The 14,288-nt window shown below is 67.4% G+C and carries 11 protein-coding genes; 3 read left to right on the top strand and 8 right to left on the bottom strand.

The genetic code is table 11. The features are described 5' to 3' along the window. Positions 1 to 40: 40 nt before the first annotated feature. From otnK to KHC28_RS17105, 4 genes are all read right to left on the bottom strand, one after another. Positions 41 to 1,324: a 3-oxo-tetronate kinase gene (otnK, locus tag KHC28_RS17090; RefSeq protein WP_214009544.1), complete on the bottom strand. Its 1,284-nt coding sequence runs from the start codon at positions 1,322 to 1,324 to the stop codon at positions 41 to 43. A 2-nt stretch (positions 1,325 to 1,326) separates the two neighbouring features. Next, the gene (locus KHC28_RS17095; protein WP_214009545.1) at positions 1,327 to 1,998 is read right to left on the bottom strand and encodes an aspartate/glutamate racemase family protein; all 672 of its coding nucleotides are present in this window, start codon (positions 1,996 to 1,998) and stop codon (positions 1,327 to 1,329) included. Between the two features lie 97 nt (positions 1,999 to 2,095). Beyond that, positions 2,096 to 3,478 carry a CitMHS family transporter gene (locus KHC28_RS17100; protein WP_214009546.1) on the bottom strand — a complete coding sequence of 461 codons (1,383 nt, stop codon included), beginning with the start codon at positions 3,476 to 3,478 and terminating at the stop codon, positions 2,096 to 2,098. Positions 3,479 to 3,535: 57 nt separating this feature from the next. Continuing rightward, complete coding sequence (locus KHC28_RS17105; protein WP_214009547.1) at positions 3,536 to 4,951, bottom strand: NAD(P)H-dependent oxidoreductase; 1,416 nt, start codon at positions 4,949 to 4,951, stop codon at positions 3,536 to 3,538. 270 nt (positions 4,952 to 5,221) lie between these two features. Here KHC28_RS17105 and KHC28_RS17110 point away from each other — a divergent pair, with 270 nt between their 5' ends. Beyond that, a complete protein-coding gene (locus KHC28_RS17110; protein WP_214009548.1) occupies positions 5,222 to 6,097 on the top strand; it encodes a LysR family transcriptional regulator in 876 nt (291 codons plus the stop codon). A gap of 55 nt (positions 6,098 to 6,152) precedes the next feature. Here KHC28_RS17110 and KHC28_RS17115 read toward each other — a convergent pair whose 3' ends face one another. From KHC28_RS17115 to KHC28_RS17125, 3 genes are all read right to left on the bottom strand, one after another. Continuing rightward, positions 6,153 to 7,583 carry a basic amino acid/polyamine antiporter gene (locus tag KHC28_RS17115; RefSeq protein ID WP_214009549.1) on the bottom strand — a complete coding sequence of 477 codons (1,431 nt, stop codon included), beginning with the start codon at positions 7,581 to 7,583 and terminating at the stop codon, positions 6,153 to 6,155. Between the two features lie 93 nt (positions 7,584 to 7,676). Beyond that, positions 7,677 to 8,912, bottom strand: a complete 1,236-nt coding sequence (locus tag KHC28_RS17120; protein ID WP_214009550.1) for an arginine deiminase — start codon at positions 8,910 to 8,912, stop codon at positions 7,677 to 7,679. A gap of 27 nt (positions 8,913 to 8,939) precedes the next feature. After that, positions 8,940 to 10,373 (bottom strand): basic amino acid/polyamine antiporter, encoded by a 1,434-nt coding sequence (locus tag KHC28_RS17125; protein WP_214009551.1) that lies wholly within the window; start codon positions 10,371 to 10,373, stop codon positions 8,940 to 8,942. A 522-nt stretch (positions 10,374 to 10,895) separates the two neighbouring features. Here KHC28_RS17125 and KHC28_RS17130 point away from each other — a divergent pair. Further along, positions 10,896 to 12,020, top strand: a complete 1,125-nt coding sequence (locus KHC28_RS17130; protein ID WP_214009552.1) for a Ppx/GppA phosphatase family protein — start codon at positions 10,896 to 10,898, stop codon at positions 12,018 to 12,020. Beyond that, positions 12,017 to 12,787, top strand: a complete 771-nt coding sequence (locus KHC28_RS17135) for an RlmE family RNA methyltransferase (protein ID WP_214009553.1) — start codon at positions 12,017 to 12,019, stop codon at positions 12,785 to 12,787. Before KHC28_RS17130 ends, KHC28_RS17135 begins: the two co-directional genes overlap by 4 nt. A 12-nt stretch (positions 12,788 to 12,799) precedes the next feature. On the opposite strand, the gene KHC28_RS17140 is transcribed toward KHC28_RS17135, so the two are convergent. Continuing rightward, the gene (locus KHC28_RS17140; RefSeq protein ID WP_214009554.1) at positions 12,800 to 14,236 is read right to left on the bottom strand and encodes an MFS transporter; all 1,437 of its coding nucleotides are present in this window, start codon (positions 14,234 to 14,236) and stop codon (positions 12,800 to 12,802) included. Positions 14,237 to 14,288: the final 52 nt, after the last annotated feature.

Genomic DNA, 14,288 nt, shown 5'->3' on the forward strand with positions numbered 1-14,288 from the left:
GTCGCCTGTCCTGCTCATGCGTGTCCCCTGCTCCTGCGGTTCATTTGCCGGCCAGAGCCGCCAACGCCTTGGCGAAGAAGTCCGGCGCGCCGAAATTACCGGATTTGAGCGCCAGCGCGACCCCACCATCGGGCGCGGCGAGGATCGGCACGCCGGGGTCGATCTCCGGGCCGATCTCCAGCGCCTCCAGCCCTAGCGCCTGCGCCACCGCGCCGGAGGTCTCGCCGCCGGCGACGACGAGGCGGCGGAGCCCGCCGGACACCAGCGCGCGGGCGGTGTCGGCGAACAGCCCCTCCAGCGTGCCGGAGAGCTTCTCGCGGCCATAGCGCTGCTGCAGCGCCGCCACTTCCGCCGGATCGTCGGAAGAGTAGATCAGCGGCGCCTCCCCAGGATGCGCGGCGATGAAGTCGGTCAGCTGCGTGACGCCGATCCGGCCGTCCATCACCGCGTCGACGTCGAGCGCCAGTACCGGGTGCGCCTCCGCATGGACGGCGATCTGCCCGCGGGTCGCGCCCGAGCAACTGCCGGCGAGGATGGCTTCCGGACCGTCCACCCCGGCAAAGACGGTCGCCACGCCCTTGGCCTGTCCACGGGCGATGAAATTGGCGGGCAACCCGATGGCGATGCCCGAGCCGCCGGTGACGAGCGCCGCCTCGGCGGCGGCGGCGCCGAGCGCGACGAGATCCGCGTCGGTGGCGGCGTCGCAGATTACCAGCGTCTCGCCGCGCGCGGCACAGGCCTCCAGGGCCTGCCGCACGACACGCGCGCCGGCGCGCACCGTCGGCGCGGCGACGAGGCCGACGGCGTCGCGGGTCTGACGACGCAGCCAGCGGCGAATGTCGGGATCGGTCATCGGGGTGAGCGGATGGTTCTGCATGCCGCTCTCGCTGAGCAGCCGGTCATGCACGAACAGGTGCCCCTGATGCACGCTGCGCCCGACGGTCGGGAAGGCGGGGCAGGCGATGACGCCCTTGGCACCCAGCGCCTCGGCCAGCGCCTCGCCGACCGGGCCGATATTGCCTTCCGGCGTCGAATCGAAGGTCGAGCAATATTTGAAGACGATCTGCGTGCAGCCTTGCGCCTTCAGCCAGTCGAGCGCCGCCAGCGACTGCGCCACCGCCTCTGCGGCGGGGATGGAGCGGGTCTTCAGCGAAATGACGCCGGCTTCCACTCCCGGGGCCGCCGGATGCGCGGGCACGCCGAGATACTGCGTCACCGCGAGGCCTCCAGCATTGGGCGAATCCTTGCCCGGCAGGCCCTTGGCGAGCGTGTTGGCGATGTCGCCGGCTCCCGTGAAATCGTCGGCAATCACTCCGAGCAGCATGTTCAGCTCCCTGCGTTCTCGATCAGCTGGCGCAGGCGCGCCACCGCCGCCTCGGGGGCGGTGAACACCGGCACATCGACCGCGGCGCGTACCGCCTCGGCGGCGCGGGCGGTGGAGAATTGCGCCAGCATGATCGCGTCATGGCCGGCGAGGTCGGGCGCGCGTGCGGCGACGAGCGCGTTGTGGGCGCTCGCGTCACCGGCGCGCAGCCGGTCGATGGCGTCGGCGACGACGAGGGTGTCGAGGCTGGCGTCGGTACCGGCCTGCGCCGCGAAGTCGGTGAATTCCTCGGTCATGGTCGGCACCGCCGGGGCGAAGGTGGCGAGCATGCCGATCCGCCGGCCGCTGGCGATGGCGGCGCGAAACATCGCCTCGTTCGGCTTCAGCACCGGAACCGGCATCTCCGCCGCCAGCCGCTCGATCGCCGGGCCAAAGGCCGAGCAGGTGACCAGCACGCCGTCGGCGCCGATACGGGCGGCATAGCGGCCGAGGGCGAGGAAGCGCTGCGTCATCTCCTCGGGGAGATCGGGCGTCGCGGCGCGGTCGATGGAGAGCGAATCGTCGAGCAGGTTCACCGTCTCCGCCTCCGGCCAGCCGGCCGCGAAAGCCTGCTGCACGGGTTCCATCGCCACCGGGGTGGCATGGAGGAGGACGATGCGAGGGCGTGCCGTCATGAGAATCTCGCCGGTTTGCCGGACGTGGATGGTGGTCCGGAGAAGGCGATGCCGGCGGCAGCGACCGCCGGCATCGTTGGTCAGGTGGAGCGCAGGCTCAGCGATAGAGCGGCACCACGCCCAGCAGCACGGCGCAGACGATGAAGATGCCGAACAGCGCCAGACACCAGGGGAAGCAGGCCTTCTGCCATTCGCCCATGTCGAGGCCGGTCATGCTGAGCAGCAGGTAGATGAAGGCGGTCAGCGGGCTCAGCATGTGGAAGGCCTGGCCGAGCAGCGAGGCGAAGCCGATCTGGAACGGCGTGAAGCCGTAGACCTTGCCGGCTTCCACCAGCGGCGGCAGCACGCCGTAGAAGAAGGCGTCGTTGGACAGGAAGAAGCCGCCCGGCGCCGAGATCAGCACCACGATCAGGCCCCAGAAATCGCCCAGCGCCGGCGGCACGATGTGGACGAGGCTGGAGGCCAGCGAGTCGGACATGCCCGAATTGGTGAACAGGCCCATGAACACGCCGGCGCCGATCACCATGATCACCGTCTGCAGCACCTCGCCGGAATTGGCGTAGATGCGGTCCTTCTGCTGCGCCAGCGTCTCGTAGTTGATGACGAGCGCCACCACCGTGCCGACGAGGAAGGTGAAGACCGGATCGAACACGCCGGAGATCAGCGAGGCCAGCACCGCGAAGGTCAGGATGCCGTTGATCAGTGCGAATTGCGGGCGCTTCAGCGCGTCCTCGTCGCTGGTGTGCACGGCGAAGATCGCCTCGATGTCGGCGTCGCTGAGATGCTGCACGCCGAGGCGCCGCCGCTCCTGCAGACCAAGCCAATAGGCGCCGGCGGTGACGAACAGGCTGCCCAGCACCATGCCCGGCAGCAGCGCCATGAGCAGAGCCTGCACGTCGATGCCTTCGATCACCGCGATGACGCGGGCGGTCGGCCCGCTCCACGGCAGCAGGTTGAGGATGGTGTTCTGCAGGATCAGCAGCACGCCCAGATGCATCATCTTGAGGTTGAGCTTCTGGTAGACCGGGATCAGCGCGGTACAGCAGATCAGCGTGGTGGTGGTGCCGTCGCCGCTCATCGAGACCACGGTGGCGAGCACGCTGGTCGCCACCAGCACCTTCAAGGGATCGCCCTTGGCGAGCTGTACGACCTTCTTGGTGAGCGGGTCGAACAGCCCGACATTGAGCATCAGCGAGAAGAAGAAGATGGCGAAGAACAGCATGAACGCCGTTCCCGAGGTCTTGGTCAGCCCCTGCTTCACCCACAGCCCGAGGACCGAGATCTGGTCCCACATGGTGACGCTTTCGACCGGGATCTTCAGCGTCTTGGCGGTGGGCGCCTCGTAGAGGCCGAGCAGCGCGCCGACGAAGGCGAACAGCACCGGGATCAGCACGATGGCGGTGAAGGGGTGCATCTTCTTGGTGAGGATCAGCGTCATGAAGACGATGACCGTTCCCCAGGCAAGCAGGGTCAGCAGCATGCTTTCCTCCCAGTCTTTTGTTGTTCAGTGAGGTGATCGATCGGGTTGATTGCCGTGTCAGGCGAGGAAGGTGGCGTCCTGCTGCCGCCGGGTCTGCCACAATAGCGAGCCGGCGGGCTCCTCGACCATGTCGTAGGTGATGGTGGTGCCCTTGGGGATATCGACGCTGGCGCGGTTGCCGGTGATCAGATGCGCGGCGGCGGCGTTGCCGGGCGCGACCGGCAAGGCGGGCACGATGCGGGCGGTGAGCTGCGGGCTGTGGTCGTTGCCGAACGCCTCGCCGGCCTTGATGTCGCGATTGGCGACCTTGATCAGGTCGAAGCGCGGCCGGTAATCGTCCGACCCGGTGTCGAGGCCCAGCAGGCCGGCGACCAGGATGGTGCTGGAGGTCTCTACGCCGCACAGATGGTAGGGCCGGTAGATCACCGCCGCGCTGTTGTCGGCATTGGCGATCTGTCCCTTGGTGGTCAGCACGTGGTTGGAATAGGCGTTGTCGCAGCGCACGACCAGGAACACGCCACCGCCGAGGCCGGATTCGACCGGGTCGCGCAAGCAGGTGGCGAGGTCGATGACGCCGGCGCCGTCGAAGATGCCGCCATTCTCGCGCTCGCAATAGGCGACCGGGATCTCGGTGATGCGCAGCGGCGCGTGATAGAGCGTGTCGACCGCCGGGGCGAGGCCGGTATAGTTCGCCGCCACCGTGGTCTCGCAGAGGTCGTAGGCGCCGGGCTGCGGCAGGCGCGAGAGGATTTCGACCCGCTTGGCGATGTACTCCGCGGCCTTTCCGGCCGGGATCATGCCGAGATATTGGCGGTCCTCGGGAGCGACCTCGATGGTCTCGACATAGGGGGCGTGGATCTTCTTGTCGGTCTTGATCGTCACCGTGCCGGCGACGTCGTCATAGACGAACTCGCCATCGGTGGCCTTGCCGCCGCTGAGCACGGTGAGGCCGATGGACTTCGCCCATTCGTAGAACTGGATCAGCAGGCCGTGCTGGTCGCCGTCGACCGGCGTGTAGACCACGCCCGCCTCGGTCGCCAGCTTCTTCAGCATCGGCCCGACGGTGACGTCGCAGTCCTTGGTGATCATGGCGACGTGCTTGCCGTTGCCGATCGCCTGCAGGGCGTAGATGGTGCTGGCCTCCGGCACGCCGGTGCTCTCGCAGACGATATCCACCGCCGGGATGTCGCCCACCAGCGCCGGCTGGTCGGTATAGACCCGTTTGCCGGCGGCGATGGCCGCCTCGGCTTCCGCCGCGGTGGCGCAATAGGCGAGGGCGTCGGGCGCGAAGCCGGCCTTCTCATAGGCGCCGCGCGCCACTTCCAGCGAGAGATCCGCCACCGCGACGACGGTCATGCGCGGCGTGTAGGGATCCTGGGTGACGATGGCGGTGCCGTAATTGCCGGCGCCGATCACGCCGACGCGCACCTCGTCCTTCTTGGCGAACTTGGAGTACAGATGATGATAGATCATGGCGACGTCGGCTCTGCTTCAACAATAAGGGCCCATCCGCGCCCAAGGGGCACGGCATATAGTTCCATGCTCGAAACGGATATTGGCGCTACTGCCATCTCCCGCTGGCGAATGCCTGGGAGGCAGTCGCCGGCCCGGTCACACATGGCGCCGAGGTCTTGTTATTCCGATGAGTCGTAAGCGAGCTTGACGCACGTGTAAAATTGCGATCTCTCATGGTTCTCCATTCCAAAATGGAATGGCTGACGCAGCGGCGGCGCAGTCGGGACGATGGACGAGACCACCTGCAAGATCATTCTGGAGCTGCACCGCACCGCCAACATCACCCGGGCGGCGGACCGCCTCGCCATGACCCAGCCGGCGCTGTCGAAGCGGCTGCAGGCGATCGAGCGCGATTTCGGCGTGCAGCTGGTGGTGCGCACGCAGAAGGGCGTCGCCTTCACCCCGGAGGGCGAATATCTCGCCCGCGAGGCCGACAAGGTGCTGGCGCATTTCGGCGAGATCCGCACGCAGCTGATGAGCTTCGGCGACCGCGCCGGGACTATCCGGCTCGGCGTCACCAATTCCTTCGCGCGCTACACGCTGCCGCCCTGCCTGAAGCGCTACCGGGCGAGCAGCCCCGACGTGACCTTCGACATCTCGACCGGCGTCAGTGCCGACATCGTCAAGCTGGTCGAGGACGGGCGGGTGCATGTCGGCTTCATCTATGGCGACTTCGACGGCCATTTCGAGCGCATGCTGATCGGTCAGGAGCAGGCCTGCCTGGTCAATCGCGAGAAGATCGAGCTGGCGGAGCTGCCGGCGACGCCGCAAATCTCCTATCTCAGCGACCCGTTCGCCAAGCGGCTGCTACAGGACTGGTGGCACAGCCATTTCGCCGCGCCGATGCTGATCGGCATGCGGGCCAATCATGGCGACACCTGCCTGGAGATGATCGCCAACGGCCTCGGCTACGGCATCTTCCTGTCGCCGAAATTCGTCGATCGGTCGGACCGGCTCTATACGATGCCGCTCGACAATGCCGACGGCACCCCCTTCGCCCGCAAGGCCTGGATGATCTGGCGCCGCGAGTTCGCCGGCATCGCACTGATCAGCCGTTTCATCGCCTTCGCCACCGAAAACCGCGACGTGTTCGACTGCCGGTAGCGGCGGGCGGGAGCGGGATCATCGACCATCGGCCACAGCGCCTGCCGCGCCGCCCTCACACGCCGATGCGCCCGGTCGCCAGCCCGTAGACCGCCAGCACCGCGCCGGCGGCGGCGGTGGCGAACAGCAGCGTCTCCGCCCGCGTGAACACCGGCTGGCCGCGCTCCCGCTGGGCGAGGACGAACAGCACCGTGCCCGGCACATAGATCACCAGCGACAGCAGCAGGAACTTCAGCCCGCCGGCATAGACCAGCCCGGCGGCATAGAGCGTCGCGAGCGCCGCCCGGACGAGGTCGGCGCCGCGTCCCCTCGGCTCCAGCACGTAGATGCCGCCCTGCCAGGCCAGCTTCAGCGCATAGGCAGCGGTGAGCAGGTAGGGAAGCAGGATCATCGACGAGGTGAGCTTCAGCGCCAGCAGGAAGGCCTGCTCGGCGAACAGCGTCAGGATGAGGAAAAGCTGGATCAGGCTGTTGGTCAGCCACAGCGCGGCGAACGGCACCTTGTTGCGGTTCTCCGCCGTCAGGAAGGCCGGCATGCTCTGCATCTTCGCCGCCGAGAACAGCACCTCCGCCGCCAGCAGCGACCAGGAGAGATAGGCGCCCAGCACCGATACGATGAGGCCGACGCTGATGAACACCGCGCCCCATCGCCCGACCACCGCCTGCAGCACGCCGGCCATGGAGGGATTGCGCAGCGCGGCGAGGTCCGGGCGCAGCATCACGCCGTAGGACAGCATCGTCACCAGCACCAGCAGGCACAGAACGCCGAGGAAGCCGAGCAGCGTGGCGAGGCCGACATCCTCGCGCCGCCGGGCGTAGCGGGAATAGACGCTGGCGCCCTCGATGCCGACGAAGACGAACACCGTCACCAGCATGGTGCCGCGCACCTGGGTGAACAGGCCCTCGGCTTCCAGCCCCGGCCCGCCGTGGAAATTGGCGGCGAAGATGTCCGCCTTGAAGCCGACGCCGACGAAGACGAGGAAGATCAGGATCGGGATGATCTTCGCCACGGTGACGACGGTGTTGATGAACGCCGCCTCGCGCACCCCGCGCAGGATCAGGAAATGCACTACCCACACGCCGACCGAGGAGATCGCGACCGCCGCCACGGTGTTGCCGTCGCCGAAGATGGGGAACAGAGCGCCGAGCGTCGACTTGATCAGCACCCAGTAGGAGACGTTGCCGAGGCAGCACACCGTCCAGTAGCCGAGCGCCGAGAGGAAGCCGAGATAATTGCCGAAGCCGGCCTTGGCATAGGCATAGACGCCGGCGTCGAGGTCCGGCTGGCGCCGCGACAGCGTCTGGAACACGAAGGCCAGCATCAGCATGCCGCCGCCGGCGATTCCCCAGGCGATCAGCGCGCCGAGCCCGCCGGTGACGCGCCCGAAGGTCTGCGGCAGGGAGAAGATGCCGGCGCCGACCATCGAACCGACCACCATGGCCGTCAGGGTCGGCAGCGCGAATTTCTGTTCCGTCGGCTGGCTCATTCCGGCTGGCACTCGCTTGCGGAGAACAATGTGCAAAGAAGAGGGGGACGGTGCGGGCTGCCGCACCGTCCCCCTCGCCGATGTCTCTTACGCTCAGAAATCCACGGCGTCGCGGATGATCGGGCAGGTCATGCAATGGCCGCCGCCGCGCCCGCGCCCGAGCTCGGAGCCGTCGATGGTGATGACCTCGATGCCGGCCTTGCGCAGCAGGGTGTTGGCGTAGGTGTTGCGATCATAGGCGAACACCACGCCCGGCGAGGCGCAGACGAGGTTGGCGCCGGAATCCCACTGGGTGCGCTCGCGCATATAGTCGTTGCCGCCGGTCTCGACGACGCGGATTTCCTTGAGGCCGAGTGCCTCACGCACCGTCTCGACCAGCCCCTTGTCCTTGGACAGCTCGATGCCGCCCTTGCCGTCCGGGCGGTAGGAGAAGCATTCGATCTTGTCGACGATATCGGGATAGAGCAACACGCAGTCGCGGTCGGCAAAGGTGAACACCGTATCGAGATGCATCGCCGCGCGCAGCTTGGGCATGGCGGCGATGATGACCCGCTCGGCGGCACCCTGCGCGAACAGCGCGCCGGCAAGCTGGCTGATCGCCTGGCGCGAGGTGCGCTCGCTCATGCCGATGAGCACGTTGCCCTTGCCGATCGGCATGACGTCGCCGCCCTCCAGCGTGGCGAGGCCCCAGTCCTTGGTGGGGTCGCCCCACCAGACGTTCACCTTGCCGGCGAAGTCGGGGTGGAACTTGTAGATCGACGAGGTGAGGATGGTCTCCTCATGCCGCGCCGGCCAGTAGAGCGGGTTCTGCGTTACGCCGCCATAGATCCAGCAGGTGGTGTCGCGGGTGTAGAGCGTGTTGGGCAGCGGCGGCAGCAGGTACTCGTTGACGCCGGCGGCGTCGCGGATCAGCGCCAGCGTGTCGCCGCCGATGGTCTCGGGGAATTCAAAGGTGGACAGGCCGCCGATCAGCGTCTCGGCGAGCTGGCGATTGGGCAGGCCGTCGAGATAGGAGCGCACCTCGTCGACGAAGCCGAGGCCGATGGTGTTCGGCACCACCTGATGATCGAGAATCCATTTCCTGGCTTCCGGGATGGCGACCGTCTCGGTGAGCAGGTTGTGCATCTCCACCACCTCGATGCCGCGCTCGCGCATCTTGTTGATGAAGTCGAAATGGTCGCGCTTGGCGACGTCGACCCACAGGACGTCGTCGAACAAGAGGGCGTCGCAATTGCTCGGGGTGAGGCGCTGATGCGCGCGCCCGGGTGCGCAGACCATCACCTTGCGCAGCTGGCCGACCTCGGAGTGAACGCCGAAGGGGGTTTCCATGGGGGGCTCCTTTGGTGCCTGTTCTTGTCAGGGAGTGATGAGGCCGGTGGCGAGGCCGTAGACGCCGGCGAGCCCGGCGACCAGCGTGACGCCGAAGATGATCAGTTCGGCGGGCGTGAACAGCTGCGCCCGCTGCTCGCGCCGCGCCCAGAAATAGAGGATGGTGCCGGGGATATAGAGCACCGCCACCAGCAGCACGTATTTCAGGCCGGCGGCGACGAACATGAACAGCGTGTAGACGACGGCGATCCAGGCGAAGATCTGGTCGCGCCCGCGCTTGTTCTCGACCCCCTCATAGCCGACCCCGCTGCGCGCCAGCAGCACGCCGTAGCCCGCCACCAAGAGATAGGGCAGCAGCGCGGTCACGCTGGTCATGTCGAGCATGATGTTGAAGGCGTCGCGCGACCAGTAGGTCGAGATGACGAACAGCGAGACGACGATGTTGGTCAGCCACAACGCGTTGGCCGGCACCCGGTTGCGGTTCTGCGCCGCGAACAGCTTCGGCATGTCGCTCGACTTGGCGGCGGCGAACAGCACTTCCGCGCAGATCAGCGACCAGGCGAGATAGGCGCCGAGCACCGAGACCAGCACGCCGATGGAGATGAACACCGCGCCCCAGTGCCCGACGACCAGTTCCAGCGCGCCGGCGAGCGAGGGGTTCGACACTCCCGCGATCGCCGCACGCGGCGCGGTGGCGAAGGGCAGCAGGGTGACCGCCACCATCAGCCCGGTGACGGCGACGAAGCCGAGAATGGTGGCCGAGCCGACGTCCGAGCGCGTCTTGGCATAGCGCGAATAGACGCTGGCGCCCTCGATGCCGAGGAACACGAAGATGGTGATGAGCATGGTGTCACGCACCTGCGCCAGCAGCGTCTTTTCCGGCATGCCGACGCCGCCGAAGAAGTTCTCCGAGAACTGCGTGTAGTTGAAGAAGAACACGAAGGCGAGGACCGCGACGATCAGCGGCACGATCTTGGCGACGGTGACGACGGTGTTGATGAAGGTCGCCTGCTCGACGCCGCGCAGGATCATGAAGTGGAACGCCCAGATGCCGGCCAGCGACACGATGATGGCGATGGCGCTCGACCCGTCTCCGAAGAGTTCGGGAAAGAAGCGCCCCAGCGTCGAGCCGATCAGCACCCAGTAGAACACGTTGCCGAGGCAGCTGCCGAGCCAGTAGCCGAAGGCCGACAGGAAGCCCATATAGTCGCCGAAGCCGGCCTTGGCGTAGGCGAACACACCCGAATCGATGTCGGGCCGTCGCGCCGCCAGGGCCTGGAACACCCGTGCCAGCATGTACATGCCGGTGCCCGCGACGGCCCAGGCGATGATGGCGCCGAAGGGGCCGGTGGCGGTGGCGAAACGGCCGGGCAGGTTGAAGATGCCGGCGCCGACCATCGAGCCGATCACCATGGCGGTGAGCGAGAAGAGGGACAGTTTGCCGGCTGACCCGTTTGCCATAGTTTACCTCGTCATGCAGGGGAGGCGATTCCGCCCGTTCGCGGGTTGATCAGACATCAGTAACGGCGCATCCCGCCATTTTCCGTGCCATGTAGTCCGCACACAATCGATCTTGCTAGGAGGTAGCCTAGTCAGAACGGAGCGGATTGCGAGGTGAAATTTCAAATTCCGTATAATTAAATCGCTTGCTTCGGCGGTGCGGAATTTGGTTCGCTAGTGCAGCAATGGCGACTTTACTCTCAATCTAATAGGGGATTCGTTCGGTTCGAGAGGGCGAATTCTATCGGCAGTTCTACCTATATCCATTTGTTGGGGCCGCTCGTGCCTCAACCTTCCGTTGCAGTCGAGGGGTGCGATCGTCCCGCCGCGTCGACGCGTCGGCGAGGCTGTCCGCAGCGCATTGCCATCAACCACATTGCGCATGCCGGCTCCGATGCTACATTTCATGCAACTCATGAAACTGAGCCGAGCTGCCGCTTCGTGCCGGCGGCCGGCTGATCGGCTTCGGCCGGGGACAGAACAATGGTCGACGAGACCCACAAACCGGCAGATCTCCGGCCGGCCGAGTGGTCGTGCAGGGAGGAGGCGGCGCATGCGCGTCATCGCTCGCGCCCCTGGCACGGACGGCGCGGCGACGGACCGGCCGGCGACCGGCAACCGGCGGAAGCCTGCTATGCCGCGCTCGATCTTGGCACCAATAATTGCCGCCTGCTGGTCGCCCGCCCGACCTCGGGCGGCTTTCGCGTCGTCGACGCCTTCTCGCGAATCGTGCGCCTCGGCGAGGGCCTGATCGGCTCGGGGCGGCTGGGCGAGACGGCGATGAACCGCGCCGTCGAGGCGCTCGGCGTCTGCGCCTCCAAACTGTCGGTGCGCCGTATCGCCGGCCAGCGGCTCATCGCCACCGAGGCCTGCCGCTCGGCCGCCAATGGCGACGCCTTCATCGCCCGCGTCGAGGCGGAGACCGGCCTCAAGCTGGAGATCGTCGACCGCGAAACCGAGGCGCGCCTCGCGGCCGCCGGCTGCACCCCGCTGGTCGACCCGTCCTCGGATGGCGCGCTCTTGTTCGACATCGGCGGCGGCTCGACCGAGGTGGTCTGGCTCGACCGGGTGGAAACCCGCGACGGCGGCCCGCCGGCGGCGATCATCCGTGCCTGGGTGTCGGTGCCGCTCGGCGTCGTCACCGTGGCGGAGCGGCATGGCGGCGTGCTGGTGACGCGCGACGGCTTCGAGGCGATGGTGAACGAGTTCCGCCCGCATCTCGACGGCTTCGTAAAGGCAGTCGGCCCGCATGATTGCGGCCGGCTGCACCTTCTGGGCACGTCGGGCACCGTCACCACCATCGCCGGCGTGCATCTCGACCTGCCGCGCTATGACCGCTCGCAGGTCGACGGCACCTGGCTCGACGCGCCGCAGGTGTGCGGCGTAGTGGACCGGCTGCTGGCCATGCCGTTCTCCGAGCGCGTCGCCAATCCCTGCATCGGCGCCGAGCGGGCCGATCTGGTACTGGCGGGCTGCGCGATTCTCGAAGCCGTGCGCCGCGCCTTTCCTTGTGACCGTCTTCGCGTCGCCGATCGTGGCCTGCGGGAAGGCATTCTGGTCGAGCTCATGCGAGCCGACCGCGTCTGGCGTAGCGGAGCCTATCGATGAGTGAGCGCGTACCGGGAAAGGGACCGGGGGCGACCCGTGGCGAGGCACGGCCGCTGAAGGTGCGGCTGAAGAAGGCGCGCTCGCTGTCCTCGTCGTCGCAGAAATGGCTGCAGCGGCAGCTGAACGATCCCTATGTGGCGCGCGCCAAGCGGGAAGGGTGGCGGTCCCGCGCGGCCTTCAAGCTGATCGAGATCGACGAGAAGGCCAAGCTGCTGCGCCCCGGCCTGCGGGTGGTCGATCTCGGCGCGGCGCCGGGCGGCTGGAGCCAGGTGGCGGCGAAGGCGGTGAAGGCCGAGGAAGGCCGCGGCAAGGTGGTGGCCATCGATCTGCTGGAGATCGACCCCATTGCCGGCGTCGATTTCGCCCAGCTCGACTTCCTCAAGGACGAGGCGCCCGCGCAGCTGAAGCAGATGCTCGGCGGCGAGGCCGACCTCGTGCTGTCCGACATGGCCGCCAACACCACCGGTCACCGGGCGACCGACCATCTGCGGATCGTCGGGCTCGTCGAGCTCGCCATCGATTTCGCCCGGCAGGTGCTGGCGCCGGGCGGCGGCTTCGTCGCCAAGGTGTTCCAGGGCGGCACCGAGAACGAGCTGCTCGCCGAGCTCAAGCGCAACTTCGCCACCGTGCGCCATGTGAAGCCGCAGGCGAGCCGGGCGGATTCGGCCGAACTCTATGTGGTGGCGACCGGCTTCCGCGGGCGCCAGAACGAGACCGGCCGGGACGAGGACGGCCGGGACGAGGACGGCGACGACAGCGAGAACTGACGCTTCAGGCGGTCAGGCGGTGCTGCCCATCTCGCCCGGCGCCTCGGTGGGCGCGGCCGGCTTGCTGCCGGGCTTACGCGCCAGCTCGGCGCCGGCATCGTCCGGCAGGCGCAGATAGAAGAACACCGAGCACACCGCGATCAGCGCGATGACGGTGAACGCCACGCTGAAATCCCCCAGCTGGATGGTGCCGTCGCCGCGCCATGTGCGCATGCCGTCGAGGATCAGCGCCGCCACCGCGACGCCGGTGGAGATCGACACCTGCTGCGCCACGCTGGCGAAGCTGGTGGCCCGGCTCATCGCCTCGTTGGAGATGTCGGCATAGGACAGCGCATTGGTGCTGGTGAATTGCAGCGAGCGGAAGAAGCCGCCGAACAGCAGCGCGCCGATCAGGATGAGATGCGGCATGTCCGGCCGGAAGAAGGCGGAGATGCCGATGAAGGCCGAGGCGATCACGCAATTGACGATCAGCACCCGGCGGAAACCGAAGGCGCGGATGATCGGCGCCGCGGTCAGCTTCATCGTCATGGCGCCGGCGGCGGAGGCGAAGGTGATCATGCCCGAGGCGAAGGGCGTCATGCCGAAGCCCAGCTGCAGCATCAGCGGCAGCAGGAAGGGCAGGGCGCCGATGCCGATGCGGAACAGCGAGGCGCCGACCACACCGGCGAAGAAGGTCGGAACCTTCAACAGCGTCAGGTCGAGGATCGGCCGGTCGGTGTGCCGCGCGTGGCGCACATAGAAGGTCATGGCGACGGCGCCGACCGCGATCACCGTCAGCGCGATCCACGGCGCCACCGCGTGCTGGCCCAGCAGCGCGAAGCCGAAGACGAGACCGGCGAGGCCGACGCTCGACATCAGCATGCCGTGCAGGTCGAACGGCGCCACGTCCTCCTCGCGGATGTCCGGGATGAACAGGCTGGCGAGCACCACGCCGACCATGCCGATCGGGATGTTGAGGAAGAAGATCAGGCGCCAGTCGAAATAGGTGGTGATGAAGCCGCCGATCGGCGGGCCGAGCACCGGGCCGAGCAGGGCCGGGACGGTCAGCCAGGCCAGCGCCGAGACGAGCTCGCCCTTGGGCACGGTGCGCAGGATCACCAGCCGCCCGACCGGCACCATCATCGCCCCGCCCATGCCCTGGATGATGCGGTAGATCACGAAGTCCGGCAGCGAGGTGGCAAGCCCGCAGAGCAGCGATCCGGTGGTGAACACGACGATGGCGGCGCGGAACACCGTGCGCGAGCCGAAGCGGTCGGCGAACCAGCCGCTGGCCGGGATGAACACCGCCAGGCTGAGCAGGTAGGAGGTGAGCGCCAGCTTCAGCGAGATCGGGTCCTCGTGCAGATCGGCGGCGATCGCCGGCAGCGAGGTGGAGATCACCGTCGAATCGAGCTGTTCCATGAACAGCGCGCAGGCGACGATGAGCGGGACGAGACGTTCGGGGCGCACGTCACTTTATCCGTCTTGACCAGTCGGATCGGCTAGCAGGCACGTCTCTATA

Source organism: Ancylobacter sonchi (assembly GCF_018390695.1).
GTDB classification, from domain to species: Bacteria; Pseudomonadota; Alphaproteobacteria; order Rhizobiales; family Xanthobacteraceae; genus Ancylobacter; species Ancylobacter sonchi.

Excerpts from the sequence above, each read along its gene's own strand:
- KHC28_RS17110 (WP_214009548.1), top strand. The coding sequence starts at position 5,222 with ATGGACGAGACCACCTGCAAGATCATTCTGGAGCTGCACCGCACCGCC.
- KHC28_RS17100 (WP_214009546.1), bottom strand. The coding sequence starts at position 3,478 with ATGCTGCTGACCCTGCTTGCCTGGGGAACGGTCATCGTCTTCATGACG.
- KHC28_RS17130 (WP_214009552.1), top strand. The coding sequence starts at position 10,896 with ATGGTCGACGAGACCCACAAACCGGCAGATCTCCGGCCGGCCGAGTGG.
- KHC28_RS17125 (WP_214009551.1), bottom strand. The coding sequence starts at position 10,373 with ATGGCAAACGGGTCAGCCGGCAAACTGTCCCTCTTCTCGCTCACCGCC.
- KHC28_RS17105 (WP_214009547.1), bottom strand. The coding sequence starts at position 4,951 with ATGATCTATCATCATCTGTACTCCAAGTTCGCCAAGAAGGACGAGGTG.
- KHC28_RS17115 (WP_214009549.1), bottom strand. The coding sequence starts at position 7,583 with ATGAGCCAGCCGACGGAACAGAAATTCGCGCTGCCGACCCTGACGGCC.
- KHC28_RS17120 (WP_214009550.1), bottom strand. The coding sequence starts at position 8,912 with ATGGAAACCCCCTTCGGCGTTCACTCCGAGGTCGGCCAGCTGCGCAAG.
- otnK (WP_214009544.1), bottom strand. The coding sequence starts at position 1,324 with ATGCTGCTCGGAGTGATTGCCGACGATTTCACGGGAGCCGGCGACATC.
- KHC28_RS17135 (WP_214009553.1), top strand. The coding sequence starts at position 12,017 with ATGAGTGAGCGCGTACCGGGAAAGGGACCGGGGGCGACCCGTGGCGAG.
- KHC28_RS17095 (WP_214009545.1), bottom strand. The coding sequence starts at position 1,998 with ATGACGGCACGCCCTCGCATCGTCCTCCTCCATGCCACCCCGGTGGCG.